Annotated in this window: 14 protein-coding genes; 10 read left to right on the forward strand and 4 right to left on the reverse strand. The window is 71.5% G+C overall.

The features are described from left to right. The first annotated feature begins 115 nt into the window (after window positions 1-115). The gene (locus ACIOGX_RS30570) at window positions 116-913 is read left to right on the forward strand and encodes a PepSY domain-containing protein (protein WP_401917859.1); all 798 of its coding nucleotides are present in this window, start codon (window positions 116-118) and stop codon (window positions 911-913) included. Window positions 914-1,025: 112 nt separating this feature from the next. Here the strand turns inward: ACIOGX_RS30570 and meaB are convergent, their stop codons facing one another. Together meaB and ACIOGX_RS30580 are read right to left on the reverse strand one after the other, a co-directional pair. Continuing rightward, on the reverse strand, window positions 1,026-1,985 hold the full coding sequence (meaB, locus tag ACIOGX_RS30575; protein WP_384767535.1) for a methylmalonyl Co-A mutase-associated GTPase MeaB: 960 nt from the start codon (window positions 1,983-1,985) through the stop codon (window positions 1,026-1,028). 109 nt (window positions 1,986-2,094) lie between these two features. After that, window positions 2,095-3,294, reverse strand: a complete 1,200-nt coding sequence (locus ACIOGX_RS30580; protein ID WP_356512067.1) for an acetyl-CoA C-acetyltransferase — start codon at window positions 3,292-3,294, stop codon at window positions 2,095-2,097. Between the two features lie 145 nt (window positions 3,295-3,439). On the opposite strand from ACIOGX_RS30580, the gene mce reads away from it, so the two are divergent. From mce to ACIOGX_RS30615, 7 genes are all read left to right on the forward strand, one after another. Further along, window positions 3,440-3,868 (forward strand): methylmalonyl-CoA epimerase, encoded by a 429-nt coding sequence (gene mce, locus ACIOGX_RS30585; RefSeq protein ID WP_030351962.1) that lies wholly within the window; start codon window positions 3,440-3,442, stop codon window positions 3,866-3,868. Between the two features lie 159 nt (window positions 3,869-4,027). Continuing rightward, entirely contained in the window at window positions 4,028-7,747 is a 3,720-nt protein-coding gene (gene scy / locus ACIOGX_RS30590; protein ID WP_401917862.1) for a polarized growth protein Scy, read from the forward strand. Window positions 7,748-7,899: 152 nt separating this feature from the next. Continuing rightward, window positions 7,900-8,838 (forward strand): cellulose-binding protein, encoded by a 939-nt coding sequence (locus ACIOGX_RS30595; protein ID WP_030351964.1) that lies wholly within the window; start codon window positions 7,900-7,902, stop codon window positions 8,836-8,838. Between the two features lie 122 nt (window positions 8,839-8,960). Next, entirely contained in the window at window positions 8,961-9,965 is a 1,005-nt protein-coding gene (locus ACIOGX_RS30600) for an ABC transporter ATP-binding protein (RefSeq protein WP_384772700.1), read from the forward strand. 1 nt (window position 9,966) lies between these two features. Continuing rightward, window positions 9,967-10,746 carry an ABC transporter permease subunit gene (locus ACIOGX_RS30605; RefSeq protein WP_401917864.1) on the forward strand — a complete coding sequence of 260 codons (780 nt, stop codon included), beginning with the start codon at window positions 9,967-9,969 and terminating at the stop codon, window positions 10,744-10,746. 210 nt (window positions 10,747-10,956) lie between these two features. Then, window positions 10,957-12,180, forward strand: coding sequence for an ABC transporter ATP-binding protein (locus tag ACIOGX_RS30610; protein ID WP_401917866.1), 1,224 nt, complete (start codon window positions 10,957-10,959; stop codon window positions 12,178-12,180). After that, on the forward strand, window positions 12,177-13,052 hold the full coding sequence (locus tag ACIOGX_RS30615; RefSeq protein ID WP_356512077.1) for an ABC transporter permease subunit: 876 nt from the start codon (window positions 12,177-12,179) through the stop codon (window positions 13,050-13,052). Before ACIOGX_RS30610 ends, ACIOGX_RS30615 begins: the two co-directional genes overlap by 4 nt. Window positions 13,053-13,083: 31 nt before the next feature. Here the strand turns inward: ACIOGX_RS30615 and ACIOGX_RS30620 are convergent, their stop codons facing one another. Then, window positions 13,084-13,413, reverse strand: coding sequence for an ATP/GTP-binding protein (locus ACIOGX_RS30620; protein ID WP_356512079.1), 330 nt, complete (start codon window positions 13,411-13,413; stop codon window positions 13,084-13,086). 211 nt (window positions 13,414-13,624) lie between these two features. Between ACIOGX_RS30620 and ACIOGX_RS30625 the strand changes: the two genes are divergently transcribed. Continuing rightward, a complete protein-coding gene (locus ACIOGX_RS30625; protein ID WP_356512080.1) occupies window positions 13,625-14,653 on the forward strand; it encodes an LLM class flavin-dependent oxidoreductase in 1,029 nt (342 codons plus the stop codon). Window positions 14,654-14,708: 55 nt separating this feature from the next. Here ACIOGX_RS30625 and ACIOGX_RS30630 read toward each other — a convergent pair whose 3' ends face one another. Then, window positions 14,709-15,101, reverse strand: a complete 393-nt coding sequence (locus ACIOGX_RS30630) for an SCO5389 family protein (protein ID WP_129769124.1) — start codon at window positions 15,099-15,101, stop codon at window positions 14,709-14,711. A gap of 212 nt (window positions 15,102-15,313) precedes the next feature. On the opposite strand from ACIOGX_RS30630, the gene nucS reads away from it, so the two are divergent. Continuing rightward, window positions 15,314-15,985: an endonuclease NucS gene (gene nucS, locus ACIOGX_RS30635; RefSeq protein WP_356512082.1), complete on the forward strand. Its 672-nt coding sequence runs from the start codon at window positions 15,314-15,316 to the stop codon at window positions 15,983-15,985. Window positions 15,986-16,062: the final 77 nt, after the last annotated feature.

A 16,062-nucleotide genomic window follows, 5' to 3' on the forward strand; every position in this document is an offset into this window, starting at 1 on the left:
GCCCCAGCTTCCCAAACGGAACCTGAAGATCACTTCAGGTGGCTTCAGGCTGGCTTCAGCTTCCCTCCGCCACATTGAAGTCGTTCCACACGGACCGACTCGGGGAGGACCCCTCATGAAGCGCAATCTCGTCATCGCAGCCATCACCGCGGCGGCACTGATCGGCGGCGGCACCTACACGGCGGTCGCCATGGGAGGCGACGACAGCCGGGGAACCACGGGTACGGCGTCGCTGCCCGCGCCGGTCGCGCAGCTCGGGGTGGTGTCGGACGACTCCGGGAACGACGTCCTCGACGACTCCCAGGACGACGGGAAGGACGACGGCAGGGACGACTCCCGGAACGGCGGGAAGGACGACCGTGCGCAGGTGGAGCGGCAGCCGGCCGGCGGGAGCGGTACGGGGCTGACCGCGGGCGAGGCCGCCGCCGCGGCCCTGAAGGAGCACCCGGGCGCCGTGGCCTCCGTCGAGCGGGACGACGACGGTGACCGCCACTGGGAGATCGACCTGTTCGGCAAGGACAACCGCCGGCACGAACTGCGCGTCGACGCGGCCACCGGCACGGTACGGGTCGACCGCGACGACGACGGGGACGACGATCGGGACGACGACCACGGCGACGACCGCGCCGCGCTGCGCGCCGCCTCCGTGGACGTCCGGCGCGCGATGGCCGCCGCCCTCGCGTCCGTGCCCGGGACGGTGACCTCCGCCGAGATCGACGACGACCACGACGGCCGCTGGGAGATCGACGTACGGGGCGAGGACGGCCGTACGCACGAGCTGAACGTGCACGCCACGACCGGCAAGGTCACCGCGGACCGCGACGACGACAGCCGTGACGACCACGGTGACGACGACGGCCGCGACCGCCATGACGACCGCGATGACCACGGCGACGACCGTGACGACGACTGAATCGTCCGCCCGGACGGCCGAGCCGCCCCACCGGCACGGCCACCCGCGCCGCCGCCCGGCCACCGCGGCCGGGCGGTTCGGTGCGTCGGGCCGTCCGGTCGGGCCCGGCGCGTCAGGCCCCGTCCGTCAGCCCCGCCACCAGCTCGTCGGCCGCCGTGTACGGATCCAGCTCCCCCGCCACGATCCGCTCCGCCAGCGCGCCGAGCCGCCGGTCGCCGTGCAGATCGCCGATGCGCTCGCGGAGCGTGGTGACCGCGATGGTCTCCACCTCGCGGGCCGCGCGGCGGGCGCGGCGGAGCGCGAGGGCGTCGTGCTCCTCCAGCCAGGCGCGGTGCTTCTCCAGGGCCTCCACCACCTCGTCGATGCCCTCGCCCCGCGCGGCGACGGTCTTGACGATGGGCGGCCGCCAGTCGCCGGGGCCCCGCGATTCGCCGAGGCCCAGCATGTGGTGGAGCTCGCGGGCCGTCGCGTCGGCGCCGTCACGGTCCGCCTTGTTGACCACGTACACGTCGCCGATCTCCAGGATCCCGGCCTTCGCCGCCTGGATGCCGTCGCCCATGCCCGGCGCGAGCAGCACCACCGAGGTGTCGGCCTGCGAGGCGATCTCGACCTCCGACTGGCCGACCCCGACGGTCTCCACCAGGATCACGTCGCACCCCGCCGCGTCCAGCACCCTGATCGCCTGCGGCGCGGCCCAGGCCAGTCCGCCGAGATGGCCGCGCGTGGCCATGGAGCGGATATAGACACCGGGGTCGGAGGCGTGCTCGGACATCCGGACGCGGTCGCCGAGCAGCGCTCCGCCGGAGAAGGGGGACGAGGGGTCGACGGCCAGCACCGCGACCCGCTTGCCCGCCTTCCGGTACGCGGAGACCAGCGCGGAGGTCGATGTCGACTTGCCGACACCGGGCGATCCGGTCACCCCGATGACATACGCGTTGCCCGCGAGCGGTGCCAGCGCGGCCATCACCTCGCGCAGCTGCGGAGACGCCCCCTCGACCAGTGAGATCAGCCGGGCCACGGCCCGCGGCCGGCCCTCTCGCGCCTGAGCCACCAGCTCGGGGACGTCCTGCATCACAGCTCCGTTCCTTCGGTCCGTACCCGTACTCGCACCGCTCCGTACCCGCACCGGCTGGGCCCCGCCCGGTCGCCGCCCGCCCGGGTCCCCGTCCGCGTCCGGGGTCCTACCCGGCCACCCGCACGATCAGCGCGTCGCCCTGGCCGCCGCCACCGCACAGCGCCGCCACGCCGGTCCCGCCGCCGCGCCGCTTCAGCTCCAGCGCGAGATGGAGGACGAGCCGGGCGCCGGACATGCCGATCGGGTGCCCGAGGGCGATCGCGCCGCCGTTCACATTCACCTTTTCCGGGGAAACCCCGAGGTCCTTCATTGACTGCACCGCGACGGCCGCGAACGCCTCGTTGATCTCGATGAGGTCGAGGTCGTCGACGCCGATGCCCTCCTTCTTCAGGGCGTGCTGGATCGCGTTCGACGGCTGGGACTGGAGCGAGTTGTCCGGGCCCGCCACATTGCCGTGCGCGCCGATCTCCGCGATCCAGTCGAGACCCAGCTCCAGGGCCTTGGCCTTGCTCATCACCACGACCGCGGCGGCGCCGTCGGAGATCTGCGAGGACGTGCCGGCCGTGATCGTGCCGTCCTTGGAGAACGCGGGCCGCAGCCTGGCCAGGGACTCCACGGTCGTCTCGGCGCGGATGCCCTCGTCCTGTGCGAAGAGCACGGGGTCGCCCTTGCGCTGCGGGATCTCGACGGGCGTGATCTCGGCCTCGAAGACGCCGTTCTTCTGCGCCGCCGCGGCCCGCTGGTGGGAGAGCGCGCCGAACTCGTCCTGCGGGGCGCGCGCGATGCCCAGCCGGGTGTTGTGCTTCTCCGTCGAGGCGCCCATGGCGATGTCCTCGAACGAGTCGGTCAGTCCGTCGTACGCCATCGAGTCGAGCATCTCCATGGCGCCGTACTTGTAGCCCTCCCGGGACTTCGGCAGCAGGTGCGGGGCGTTGGTCATCGACTCCTGGCCGCCCGCGACCACCACCTCGAACTCGCCGGCGCGGATCAGCTGGTCGGCCAGCGCGATCGCGTCGAGTCCGGAGAGACAGACCTTGTTGACGGTGAGCGCGGGGACGCTCATCGGGATTCCGCCCTTGACCGCGGCCTGGCGTGCCGGGATCTGCCCTGCCCCGGCCTGGAGCACCTGGCCCATGATCACGTACTGCACCTGCTCGCCGGTGATCCCGGCCCGGTCCAGCGCCGCCTTGATCGCGAAGCCGCCCAGCTCCGCACCGGAGAAGGACTTCAGCGAGCCCAGGAGCCGCCCCATGGGGGTGCGGGCGCCCGCGACGATCACAGATCTGGTGGTGTTCGTATCCGACATGAGACGCGATCCCCTTTGCGTACAGCTTGAGGAGTGAACGAGGGTTTACTTTCAATGTACTGAGCGGTTCTCCCACGGGTCACCAGGCAGCGCGTGTGATCGCGCGCACGTTGCGTAATCACCGTGGTGGCGCTGCACTGTCTCCATGCTGACGCGAATCGACCACATCGGAATCGCCTGCTTCGACCTCGACAAGACCGTCGAGTTCTACCGGGCGACCTACGGCTTCGAGGTCTTCCACACCGAGGTCAACGAGGAGCAGGGCGTCCGGGAGGCCATGCTCAAGATCAACGAGACGTCCGACGGCGGGGCTTCGTACCTTCAGCTCCTCGAATCCATCCGGGAGGATTCGGCCGTCGGGAAATGGCTGGCGAAGAACGGCGAGGGCGTTCACCACATCGCGTTCGGTACGGCGGACGTCGACGGTGACGCCCAGTCGGTCCGTGACAAGGGCGTACGCGTTCTGTACGACGAGCCGCGCACCGGGTCCATGGGCTCCCGCATCACGTTCCTCCACCCCAAGGACTGCCACGGCGTACTCACAGAACTGGTCACCTCCCGCCCGGAGCACTGACCTTAAGGATTCCCGGCCCGGTAGAGTGGGGCGCTCCGGGCCGGGGCCGGGCCGGGGCCGCGCCCCTGCCGAAGATCTGTCACCATTCCCCGGGGGGCCGTTCGCCGCGAACGGTGCTCAATTGGGCAGTTGCGACCAGGGGACGGATGGGACCGCGCAGTGCGGGGCTACGAACGCCAGGAGAGCCACCGAGCTGACGACGACCACCTCTCGCGGTTCGAAGCCGAGATGGACCGGCTGAAGACCGCGCGGGAGAAGGCCGTCCAGCACGCCGAGGACCTCGGTTACCAGGTCGAGGTCTTGCGCGCCAAGCTCCACGAGGCACGCCGTACGCTGGCGACCCGTCCCTCGTCGTACGACAGCGGGGACCTCGGCTATCAGGCCGAACAGCACCTGCGGAACGCCCAGATGCAGGCGGAGCAGATGCGCGCGGACGCCGAGCGCGAGCTGCGGGACGCGCGCGCCCAGACGCAGCGCATCCTCCAGGAGCACGCCGAGCACCAGGCCAGGCTCCAGGCCGAGCTGCACGCCGAGGCCGTCCAGCGCAGGCAGCGGCTCGACCAGGAGCTGGCGGAGCGCCGGCAGACCGTCGAGTCGCATGTCAACGAGAACGTCGCCTGGGCCGAGCAGCTGCGTGCCCGTACCGAATCCCAGGCCCGACGGCTGCTCGACGAGTCCCGCGCCGAGGCGGAGCAGTCCCTGGCCGCGGCCCGCGCGGAGGCCGCCCGGGTCACCGAGGAGGCGCGGCGGCGGCTGGGCGCGGAGTCCGAGACGGCCCGCTCGGAAGCCGAAGCGATCCTGCTGCGCGCCCGCAGGGACGCCGAGCGGCTGCTGAACGCCGCCTCCTCGCAGGCGCAGGAGGCCACCAGCCACGCCGAGCAGCTCCGTACGTCCACCACCGCCGAGGCCGACCAGGCCCGCCAGCAGGCCGCCGAGCTGGGCCGCGCGGCCGAGCAGCGGATGCAGGAGGCGCAGGAGCGGCTGCGCGAGGCCCGCGCCGAGGCGGAGAAGGTCGCCGCGGAGGCCAAGGAGGCCGCGGTCAAGCGGCTGGCCGCCGCCGAGTCGCAGAACGAGCAGCGCACGCGTACCGCCAAGTCGGAGATCGCGCGGCTGGTCGGCGAGGCGACGCAGGAGGCCGAGGCGACCAAGGCCGAGGCCGAGCAGGCGCTCGCCGACGCCCGCGCGGAGGCCGAGAAACTGGTCGCGGAGGCCGCGGAGAAGGCCCGTACGGTCGCCGCCGAGGACACCGCGGCCCAGCTGGCCAAGGCGGCCCGTACCGCGGAAGAGGTGCTGACCAAGGCGTCCGACGACGCGAAGGCCACCACCAGGTCCGCGAGCGAGGAGGCCGAGCGGATCCGCCGCGAGGCCGAGGCCGAGGCGGACCGGCTGCGCGGCGAGGCCGCGGAACAGGCCGACCAGCTCAAGGGCGCGGCCAAGGACGACACCAAGGAGTACCGCGCCAAGACGGTCGAGCTCCAGGAGGAGGCGCGCAGGCTGCGCGGCGAGGCCGAGCAGCTGCGGGCCGAGGCGGTCGCGGAGGGCGAGCGGATCCGCGGCGAGGCGCGCCGCGAGGCCGTCCAGAAGATCGAAGAGGCGGCCAAGTCCGCCGAGGAACTGCTGACGAAGGCCAAGGCGGACGCCGACGAGGTGCGCTCGGGCGCCACCGCCGAGAGCGAGCGGGTACGCACCGAAGCCATCGAGCGCGCCACGACGCTGCGCCGGCAGGCCGAGGAGACCCTGGAGCGCACCCGCGCCGAGGCCGACCGGCTGCGCGCGGAGGGCGAGGAGCAGGCCGCGGCCACCACGGCCGCCGCCGAGCAGGCCGCGGCCGAGCTGCGCGAGGAGACCGAGCGGGGCGTCGAGTCCCGTAAGGCCGAGGCGGCCGGCGAGCTGACGCGGCTGCACACGGAGGCGGAGCAGCGGCTGTCCTCCGCCGAGGAGGCGCTCACCGACGCGCGCGCCGAGAGCGAGCGGATCCGGCGGGAGGCCGGCGAGGAGACCGACCGGCTGCGCGCCGAGGCGGCGGAGCGGATCCGTACGCTCCAGGCGCAGGCCGAGCAGGAGGCGGAGCGGCTGCGTGACGAGGCCGCGGCCGACGCCTCGCAGTCGCGCGCCGAGGCGGAGACCGCGGCCGTGCGGCTGCGCTCCGAGGCCGCCACGGAGGCCGAGCGGCTCAAGACCGAGGCACAGGAGAGCGCCGACCGGATCAGGACCGAGGCCGCCGCCGCCGCCGAGCGGGTCGGCACCGAGGCCGCCGAGGCGCTGGCCGCCGCGCAGGAGGAGGCGACCCGCCGCCGCCGCGAGGCCGAGGAGACGCTGACGGCCGCCCGCGCGGAGGCGGAGCAGGAGCGCGAGCGGGCCCGCGAGCAGAGCGAGGAGCTGCTCGCGTCGGCCCGTAACCGGGTCGAGGAGGCCCAGACCGAGGCGCAGCGGCTGGTCTCGGAGGCGGACTACCGCGCCACGGAACTGGTGGCCGCCGCCGAGCAGACCGCCCAGCAGGTACGGGACTCCGTCGCCGGTCTCCAGGAACAGGCCGAGCAGGAGATCACCGGACTGCGGGCCGCCGCCGAGCACGCGGCGGAGCGGACGAGGACGGAGGCGCAGGAGGAGGCCGACCGGCTGCGCGCCGACGCGTACGCCGAGCGGGAGCGCGCCGCCGAGGACTCCAACCGGATCCGGCTGCGGGCCCAGGAGGAGGCGGACGCCGCGCAGGCGCTCGCCGAGCGCACGGTCGGCGAGGCGATCGCGGAGGCGGAGCGGCTGCGTTCCGACACCGCCGAGTACGCGCAGCGGGTACGGACCGAGGCGTCGGACTCGCTCGCCTCGGCGGAGCAGGACGCGGCCCGTGCCCGTGCCGAGGCCCGCGAGGACGCCAACCGGATCCGCGGCGACGCCGCCGGCCAGGCCGACCGGCTCATCGGGGAGGCCACGAGCGAGGCCGAGCGGATGCGCGCGGAGGCCGCCGAGACGGTGGGCGCCGCACAGCAGGCCGCCGAGCGGCTGCGGATCGACGCCGAGCAGTTCAAGCGGGAGACCGAGGCCGACGCGGAACGGCTCAGGAGCGAGGCCCAGGAGGAGACGGACTGGCTCCTGGACGAGGCGCGCAAGGACGCGGCCAAGCGCCGCTCGGACGCCGCCGAACAGGCCGACCAGCTCATCAACAAGGCCCAGGAAGAGGCGCTTCGGGCCGCCACCGAGGCCGAGACGCAGGCCGATAGGATGGTGGGGGCCGCCCGCACGGAGGCGGGCCGTATCACCGCGGACGCCACCGTCGAGGGCAACTCCCTGGTGGAGAGGGCCCGTACGGACGCGGACGAGCTGCTCGTCGGCGCGCGCAGGGACGCGACGGCGGTCCGGGAACGGGCCGAGGAGCTGCGCGTGCGCGTCGAGGCCGAGATCGAGCAACTGCACGAGCGGGCCAGGCGCGAGACGTCCGAGCAGCTGAGAACCGCGGGCGAGCGCGTCGACAACCTGATGAAGGCGGCCAACGAGCAGCGCGCGGAGGCCGAGGCGAAGGCCAAGGAGCTGGTGGCCGAGGCCGGTTCGGAGGCGAGCAAGGTCCGTATCGCCGCCGTGAAGAAGGCCGAGGGGCTGCTCAAGGAAGCCGAGCTGAAGAAGGCCGAACTCATCAGGGAAGCCGAGAAGTTGCGTGCGGACGCCGCCCAACAGGCCAAGCAGACCGTCGACGAGGGCAAACGCGAACTCGACGTGCTGGTCCGCAGACGGGAGGACATCCAGGCCGAGATCTCCCGCGTTCAGGACGTACTCGAAGCGTTGGAGTCGTTCGAGGCACCTGCCGTGCCCGCGAAGGACAACCCCGTGAAGGCGGGTGCGGCGGCGGGTACCACCCGTTCGAGTGGAAAATCTTCCGATAGCTAGTGCCGCGACGCGGCCGACATGGCCGGGAGAGGCACTGGCCACTCAAAAGGCTGGACATTCTCCATATCAAACCTGCATCGGCTCGATGACACGCCGCTTCGGCCCCTAGGATTCCCTCTATCACCTCACCGGTCTCATTCGACAGGAACCCCATGAGCGACACTTCCTCCCCATTCGGCTTCGAGCTCGTGCGGCGTGGTTACGACCGCGGTCAGGTGGACGACCGCATTACCAAACTCGTCGCCGACCGTGACAGTGCTCTGGCCCGCATCACCTCTCTGGAAAAGCGCATCGAGGAGCTGCACCTCGAAACGCAGAACGCCCAGGCCCAGGTCAGCGACGCGGAGCCGTCGTACGCCGGCCTCGGCGCCCGCGTCGAGAAGATCCTCCGCCTCGCCGAGGAGGAGGCGAAGGACCTGCGCGAGGAGGCCCGCCGCGCGGCCGAGCAGCACCGCGAGCTGGCCGAGTCGGCGGCGCAGCAGGTGCGCAACGACGCCGAGTCGTTCGCCTCGGAGCGCAAGGCCAAGGCCGAGGACGAGGGCGTCCGTATCGTCGAGAAGGCGAAGGGTGACGCCGCCACGCTGCGCTCGGAGGCGCAGAAGGACGCGCAGTCCAAGCGTGAGGAGGCCGACGCGCTCTTCGAGGAGACCCGCGCCAAGGCCGCCCAGGCCGCCGCGGACTTCGAGACGAACCTCGCCAAGCGGCGTGAGCAGTCGGAGCGCGATCTGGCGTCGCGTCAGGCGAAGGCCGAGAAGCGTCTGGCCGAGATCGAGCACCGCGCCGAGCAGCTGCGTCTGGAGGCCGAGAAGCTGCGTACGGACGCGGAGCGCCGGGCCCGTCAGACCGTCGAGACGGCCCAGCGTCAGTCCGAGGACATCGTGGCGGACGCGAACGCCAAGGCCGACCGGATCCGCAGCGAGTCGGAGCGCGAGCTGGCGGCGCTCACCAACCGCCGCGACTCGATCAACGCCCAGCTGACCAACGTCCGCGAGATGCTGGCCACGCTGACCGGTGCCGCGGTGGCCGCCGCCGGCACCCCGGCCGACGACGAGCCGATCTCGCGCGGCGTCCCGGCCCAGCAGTCCCGCTGACCCACGGCGGCCGTCCGGCCGGGAAGGTTCTTCCGGCCGGACGACGATCGTGATCAGTACGCACGCCCAGCCCCTCGCCACTCCGGTGGCGGGGGGCTTTGTGCCGTCCTAGGTTGGTCCGCATGATCGAGGTCCACGGGCTCACCAAACGCTTCGGCCGCACGGTGGCGGTCGATCGGCTCTCCTTCCGGGTGAGACCGGGGGTGGTGACGGGCTTTCTGGGCCCCAACGGCGCGGGCAAGTCGACCACGATGCGGATGATGCTCGATCTGGACAATCCGACCGGCGGTTCGGTACGGATCGATGGCAGGCGCTACCGCGAGCTGGCCGAGCCGCTCAAGCACATCGGGGCGCTGCTGGAGGCCGGGGCCATGCACGGCGGGCGCACCGCGTACAACAATCTTCTCTGTCTGGCGCAGAGCAATCGCATCCCGGCGAGCCGGGTGACCGAGGTGCTGGACATGGTCGGACTGAGCGCCGTGGCGAAGAAGAAGCCGAAAGGTTTCTCCCTCGGAATGGGGCAGCGGCTCGGGATCGCCTCGGCGCTTCTGGGCGATCCCGAGATCCTGATGTTCGACGAACCGGTGAATGGTCTGGACCCCGAAGGCATCCACTGGGTACGCAATCTGATGAAGGCTCTGGCCCGCGAGGGACGCACGGTCTTCGTTTCCAGTCATCTGATGAGCGAAATGGCGCTGACCGCCGACCATTTGATCGTGATCGGCCAGGGCCGGCTGCTCGCGAACACCTCGATGGCCGACTTCATCCGGGAGAACTCCCGCGGCTACACGCGACTGCGTTCGCCGGAGCGCGCGCGGCTCGAAGACATCCTGCGCGACGGGGGGTTCACCGTCGTCGAGGCGGAGGGCGACGTACTGGAGGTCGACGGGGCGTCCACCGAGGAGCTGGGGGAGCTGGCCGCGCGGCACGGGATCGTGCTGCACGAGCTGAGTTCGCGGCGCGCCTCGCTCGAAGAGGCGTTCATGCGGATGACGGCGGAGTCGGTGGAGTACCACGCCCACGCGGGCCCGCGGTGGGGCGAGGACCGGCGGAGCGCGGACCCGCGAGCCACAGGCCCGCGAGGCACAGGCCCGCACGGCGAGGACCGGCGGGGCGAGGGGGCCTGACATGGCATCGGTTCCGGCGGTCCTCCGGTCCGAGTGGACCAAGATCCGTACGGTCTCCTCCACCACCTGGACGCTGATCAGCGCCCTGGTGGTGACCGTCGCCCTGGGAGCCGCGCTGTCCGCCGTGCTGAACTCCCAGTTCGGTGATCTCTCCCTGGAGGAGCGGGCCACTTTCGACCCGACGTACACCAGCTTCTCGGGGATGGTTCTCGGTCAGCTGGCGATGGTGGTCTTCGGGGTGCTGGTGGTCGGCTCCGAGTACACCTCGGGCATGATCCGCACCTCGCTGGCCGCCGTACCGCGCCGCGGCACGTTCCTCTTCTGCAAGATCCTGGTGGCCGGGGTGCTGGCACTGGCGGTCGCGGTGCTGACCGGGTTCCTGGCGTTCTTCGTGGGCCAGGCGCTGCTCGGCGCGCACGGTACGACCATCGGCGAGCCGAACGTGCTGCGCGCGGTGATCGGCAGCGGGCTGTACATGACGCTGATCGCGCTCTTCTCGATGGGGGTCGCGGCGATGCTGCGGAGCTCCGTCCTCTCGCTCGGCATCCTGATGCCGTTCTTCTTCCTGGTCTCGCAGATCCTGGCGGCCGTTCCCGGCGCCAAGGAAGTCGCCCGGTACTTCCCCGACCAGGCCGGCCGCCAGATCACCCAGGTCGTCCCCAACGCGGTGAGCTCCAGTCCGGCCCCCTACGGGCCATGGGGCGGTCTCGGGATCATGGCCCTGTGGGTGCTGGCCGCTCTGGCGGGCGGCTACGCGGTCATGCGGAAGCGGGACGCGTAGGCTCATGGCGAGGGGATCGGCTCCCCGCGGCGTTTCACAGCGGTTCGCGGCATTTCGCGGCACCTCGCACGAGGAATTCACCCGGCGACTCCCCGCCGTAACGACTTGGCTGGAACCGTCAAGGCACGGATATCCTCGTAACTCTTACGGGGGCTTTAGGTCAGGAACGGCCACTGCCCCGACGACCTGACCTGTCGATGGGGCTGGAGAATGATCGAGGCAGTCGGCCTGACGAAGCGCTACGGCGCCAAGACGGCCGTGTACAACCTTTCCTTCCAGGTGCGGCCCGGATACGTCACCGGGTTCCTGGGCCCCAACGGTTCCGGCAAATCGACCACGATGCGGATGATCCTCGGGCTGGACCGGCCGACCGCCGGGCAGGTACGGGTCGGCGGGCATCCCTTCCGGCAGCTGCCGAACGCACCGCGCCAGGTGGGCGCGCTGCTCGACGCCAAGGCGGTGCACGGCGGGCGCAGCGCGCGCAATCACCTGCTGTCGCTGGCCCAGCTCTCCGGGATCCCGGCCTCACGGGTCGACGAGGTGCTCGGGGTCGTCGGCCTCCAGGACGTGGCCAAGAAGCGCTCCAAGGGCTTCTCGCTCGGTATGGGCCAGCGGCTCGGTATCGCGGCGGCGCTGCTCGGCGATCCCCAGGTGCTGCTGTTCGACGAGCCGGTGAACGGTCTCGACCCCGAGGGGATCCTCTGGGTCCGGAACCTGATGAAGCAGCTGGCCTCCGAGGGCCGTACCGTCTTCGTCTCGTCCCATCTGATGAGCGAGATGGCGGTGACCGCCGACCATCTGATCGTGATCGGGCGCGGTCAGCTGCTCGCCGATATGACGATCAAGGATTTCATCTCGGCCAACTCGGCGGACTTCGCGCGGGTGCGTACCCCGGAGACCGATCCGCAGCGGCGCGAGAAGCTGACCACGGCGCTCGCCGAGGCGGGCGGTCAGGTGCTCTCCGAGCCGGACGGGGCGCTGCGGGTCACGGGGCTGCCGCTGTCCCGGATCAGCGATCTGGCGTACGAGGCGGAGGTCCGGCTCTGGGAGCTCTCGCCGCACCAGGCCTCGCTGGAGGAGGCGTACATGCGGATGACCCAGAACGCCGTGGACTACCGTTCGACGGCCGACGCGCTGGCCGGCTTCGAGCCGCCCCACCAGCCCGGCTACGGGCCGCCGCAGGGCCCCGTGGCTCCCGTCGTCCCGGAGGTGCCGCAGCAGGGCTGGTACGCCCCGCCGCCGCCCGGGGCCAACCCGTACGCGGGCGCTCCCCCGGCGGCGGCCCCGACGGCCGCACCGGCACCGGCCGCCCCGACACCGGCGGCCCCGGCACCGGCAGCCGCACCGGCACCGGCGGCCGCGCCGCCGGCCGCTCCCGCGACGGCTCCCGCCGCAGACATGACGAAGCGCGACACCAACGAGGACGCCCGATGACGACCCCGTATCAGCAGCCTCCGCAGTCCCAGGCGCCGCAGCAGGCCCCGCAGTGGCAGGGCAACGGTCTCTCCGGTTACACCTCGCCGATCCCGGCCCGCCGGGCCCATCTCGGCGACGCCCTGGCCTCCGAGTGGACCAAGCTCCGTTCCGTGCGGTCCACGATGTGGACTCTCGGCGTGATGATCGTGCTGATGCTGGGCGTCGGACTGCTCACAGCCCTGGTGGTCTCCTCCGTCTCGGGCGAGCCGGAGGTCCCGGGTGGCCAGGAAGTGCTCTCCCTCGGCTTCTTCGGCGTGCTGCTCGGCTCGATGTGCGTGATCACGCTGGGCGTGCTGACGATCACGTCGGAGTACGGCACGGGCATGATCCGTACGACCCTCACGGCCTGCCCGAGCCGGGGCAGGGTGCTGGCGGCGAAGTCGCTGGTCTTCTTCCTGCTGGTCTTCGTGATCTCACTGGTGATCACGATGACGGTGTCGGCGCTCCAGCTCTCGATCCTGGGCGCGGAGTCGCCCGCCGGTGCGGACTGGCTGCGGGCCACGGCCGGGGTCAGCCTCTACCTGGCGACACTCGGGCTGCTCTCGCTGGCGGTCGGCACGCTGATCCGGCACTCCGCCGGGGCGATCACCGTCATGATCGGGGTGCTGCTGGTGCCGCTGGTGCTGGCGATGTTCATGTTCTCGGATTCGCTCACAGCGGTGCGCGAGGCGCTGTTCGACTACTCGGTCCCGAACCAGCTGTCGGCGTTCTACGAGAGCAGTGCTCGCGTCACCGGGCCCTCGGGCTGGGAGCCGCTGTGGATCCTGCTGGGCGTGACGGCGGTCGCGATGCTCGCGGCGTTCTTCTCGCTGGACAAGCGCGACGTCTGAGCCGTCCCGCGTCCCCGCTTCGGGGCGCCGCTCAGTACTTCGGCGCGTTACGGGACCGCTGCACCCGCGTGGTGCGGCGGTCCTTCGCGTTCCAGCACGCCTGGTGCCAGTGCCGCCGGTCGTCGACCCCGCCGTACTCGGGCCAGGCCACCACATGCGGCACCGCGGCGGGGATCTCCTGGTCGCAGCCGGGGCAGCGGTAGCGCTTGCCCGCGGCACTCGCCCCGGCGACATGGCGCACCGACCAGCTCTCGCCCTGCCAGAGCTCCGACCGTTGGAAGCCTCCGTACCGGTCGCCCGCCTCGCCTGCTCGCTCGGTCGGGTTCTCGCCGCCTCGGGGGCGGTTGCGGCGCGGGGACACAGGACACCTCACGGGGCAGACAGCACGGTTCCGTTCCAGCCTACGGCCCACGACATGGGGTACACGTACCTCGCGGCGTGAGTCCGCCACGCGCGCGGAAGGCACTGACCGGACAATCGCAAGAATTTCCAGACCGGACCGTGCCTTTGGCACGTGTCAGGCGTTGTTGCCCGTAGGGGGAGTCGCGTCGGCCGCAAGGAGGCAGAAGGCGATGCGTGTTGGAGCTTTTGTACTGGCCGCCCAGTTCCCGGGCCAGGGACAAGGGGAGGCACTGCACCGTGCGGTGCGGACCACGGAGCTGGCGGAGGAATCCGGGCTCGACTCGGTCTGGCTCGCCGAGCACCATTTCGTGCCGTACGGCGTCTGTCCGTCGGCGGTGACCCTGGCCGGGGTGCTGCTCGGCCGGACCCGCCACATCCGGGTGGGTACGGCGGTCAGCGTGTTGCCGAACGTACATCCGGTGGCGCTCGGCGAGCAGGCGGCGCTGCTGCATCTCGTCTCCGGCGGCCGGTTCACGCTCGGCGTGGGGCGCGGCGGGCCCTGGGTCGATCTGGAGGTCTTCGGCACCGGCCTGCGGGCCTACGAGGAGGACTTCCCGGAGTCCCTCGCCCTGCTGTTGCGCTGGCTGCGTGAGCCGCGCGTGGGGGCGTCGGGGGAACGCTTCCGCTTCCGCGAGGTCGCCGTCGTACCGCGCCCCGACGAACTGATCGAACCGAGCACGGGCCCCGAGACGCTCATGGCCTGCACCTCGCCCAGGAGCGTCGAACTGGCCGCCGCGCACGGCCTGCCGATGCTCCTCGGCATGCACTGCGGCGACGAGGAGAAGGCGGAGATGGTCGCCCTGTGGCGTACGCACGCCCGCGCGGCGGGTCGTCCCGCGGACGAGATCGCCGGCGCCGCGCATGTATCGGCCGGGGTGGCGCAGATCGCCGACAGCCGCGCGGAGGCGAGCGAGACACTCGTCAAGGCCATGCCCGGCTGGCTGCGCCAGGGCCTCGGCGCCCATGTCACGGTCGACGACAGAATCCGGGCGATGCGCGACCCGGTGGAGTACACCGAACTGCTCTGCGACCTCCATCCGGTGGGCCCGCCCGAGCTGGCCGCGGACCGGCTGGCGGCCACCGCGGAGCGCACCGGCATCACCCGCTTCGCCCTGCTCATGGAGGGCTCGGGCGATCTGGCGACGACGGAGGAGAACGTACGGCGGCTGGGCGCGGACGTACTGCCCCGACTCGCCTGAGGGACGCTGCCGCTCCGACACCGTCGGACACGGTGCGGAGCGGCAGCAAGAGGCGTCAGCAGTCCCGGAGTTCGGGTGACTGGTTGAGCAACTGAGCCCGCACCGAGGTGAATCGGGTCAGCCGCTCGTCGACCGAGGAGTCCAGCGGGAACACCGCGACGCGGTGGCAGTTCTGGAATGCGAGACGCACCCCGAAGTGACGCTGCAGCGCGCCGCGAATGGCATCACTCGCGAGCGCGCGCAACAGCTGACCACGTGCTTGCTCGTCCGGCGGGGGCGTCTGGTTGTCGGCGAACTGTCCACCGTCCACCTTCAGCTGTGCCACCAGAGAACTGATCATCTCCCATGCGTAAGGCAGGGAGGTCCGGACGCAGTCGACGAAAGCCGCTTCGTCGACCTCGCCTCGCTCGGCCTGATCCAACAGCGCCGGTGAGACGTCGAGCGACATGGGTTCTCCTCTCGCGACCCCGGGAGGCGGGGTCTTACGGGCAGGGAAGGAGGGGACGACGACGCAGCGTGCACGACCGGCGACCTCCTGCATCCACGTTAGGCGCGCTGTCCGGACCACACCAGCAGAATGGGAACACAACCGGCCAATAACGAAGGGGGCTTCCGGGGCGAATCGCGCGCGGCGGCGGCAGTCGAGTAGCGTTGCCGACCATGCGTCTCGTCATTGCCCGCTGCTCCGTCGACTACGCGGGCCGGCTCACCGCCCACCTGCCCTCCGCACCCCGTCTCATCCTGGTCAAGGCCGACGGCAGTGTCTCGATCCACGCCGATGACCGGGCGTACAAACCCCTCAACTGGATGTCACCGCCCTGCACACTGAAGGAAGGCGCCGACGCGGACGCCGGTGTGTGGACCGTGGTGAACAAGGCGGGCGAGAAATTGATCATCACCATGGAGGAGGTCCTCCATGATTCCTCGCACGAACTGGGCGTTGATCCCGGCCTCATCAAAGACGGCGTGGAAGCACACCTCCAGGAGCTGCTCGCCGACCGGATCGAGACGCTCGGCGAGGGCTACACCCTGATCCGCCGCGAGTACCCGACGGCGATCGGCCCGGTGGACATCCTGTGCCGTGACGCGGACGGCGTGACGGTGGCGGTCGAGATCAAGCGCCGCGGCGAGATCGACGGCGTGGAACAGCTGACGCGCTACCTGGACCTGCTGAACCGGGACCCGCATCTGGCGCCGGTACGGGGGGTGTTCGCGGCGCAGGAGATCAAACCGCAGGCGCGGGTGCTGGCGACGGACCGGGGCATCGGATGTGTGGTGCTGGACTACAACGGCATGAGGGGCATCGAGGACGACAAGCTGCGTCTGTTCTGACGGGTCGCCTCTGCCTCCGGGGCGGGGTGCGGTGCGGTGCGCCTCCGGCGGGGTGTGCGGTTGTCGTGGCTGGGCCG

Origin of the sequence: Streptomyces sp. NPDC088147 (assembly GCF_044741565.1) — a bacterium.
In the GTDB taxonomy this organism is placed as follows: domain Bacteria; phylum Actinomycetota; class Actinomycetes; order Streptomycetales; family Streptomycetaceae; genus Streptomyces.

What these genes read in the sequence shown, in the direction of transcription:
- ACIOGX_RS30610 (WP_401917866.1), top strand. Translation starts at nt 10,957, where the DNA reads ATGATCGAGGCAGTCGGCCTGACGAAGCGCTACGGCGCCAAGACGGCC.
- mce (WP_030351962.1), top strand. Translation starts at nt 3,440, where the DNA reads ATGCTGACGCGAATCGACCACATCGGAATCGCCTGCTTCGACCTCGAC.
- ACIOGX_RS30605 (WP_401917864.1), top strand. Translation starts at nt 9,967, where the DNA reads ATGGCATCGGTTCCGGCGGTCCTCCGGTCCGAGTGGACCAAGATCCGT.
- ACIOGX_RS30600 (WP_384772700.1), top strand. Translation starts at nt 8,961, where the DNA reads ATGATCGAGGTCCACGGGCTCACCAAACGCTTCGGCCGCACGGTGGCG.
- ACIOGX_RS30630 (WP_129769124.1), bottom strand. Translation starts at nt 15,101, where the DNA reads ATGTCGCTCGACGTCTCACCGGCGCTGTTGGATCAGGCCGAGCGAGGC.
- nucS (WP_356512082.1), top strand. Translation starts at nt 15,314, where the DNA reads ATGCGTCTCGTCATTGCCCGCTGCTCCGTCGACTACGCGGGCCGGCTC.
- meaB (WP_384767535.1), bottom strand. Translation starts at nt 1,985, where the DNA reads ATGCAGGACGTCCCCGAGCTGGTGGCTCAGGCGCGAGAGGGCCGGCCG.
- ACIOGX_RS30570 (WP_401917859.1), top strand. Translation starts at nt 116, where the DNA reads ATGAAGCGCAATCTCGTCATCGCAGCCATCACCGCGGCGGCACTGATC.
- ACIOGX_RS30615 (WP_356512077.1), top strand. Translation starts at nt 12,177, where the DNA reads ATGACGACCCCGTATCAGCAGCCTCCGCAGTCCCAGGCGCCGCAGCAG.
- ACIOGX_RS30625 (WP_356512080.1), top strand. Translation starts at nt 13,625, where the DNA reads ATGCGTGTTGGAGCTTTTGTACTGGCCGCCCAGTTCCCGGGCCAGGGA.
- ACIOGX_RS30595 (WP_030351964.1), top strand. Translation starts at nt 7,900, where the DNA reads ATGAGCGACACTTCCTCCCCATTCGGCTTCGAGCTCGTGCGGCGTGGT.
- ACIOGX_RS30580 (WP_356512067.1), bottom strand. Translation starts at nt 3,294, where the DNA reads ATGTCGGATACGAACACCACCAGATCTGTGATCGTCGCGGGCGCCCGC.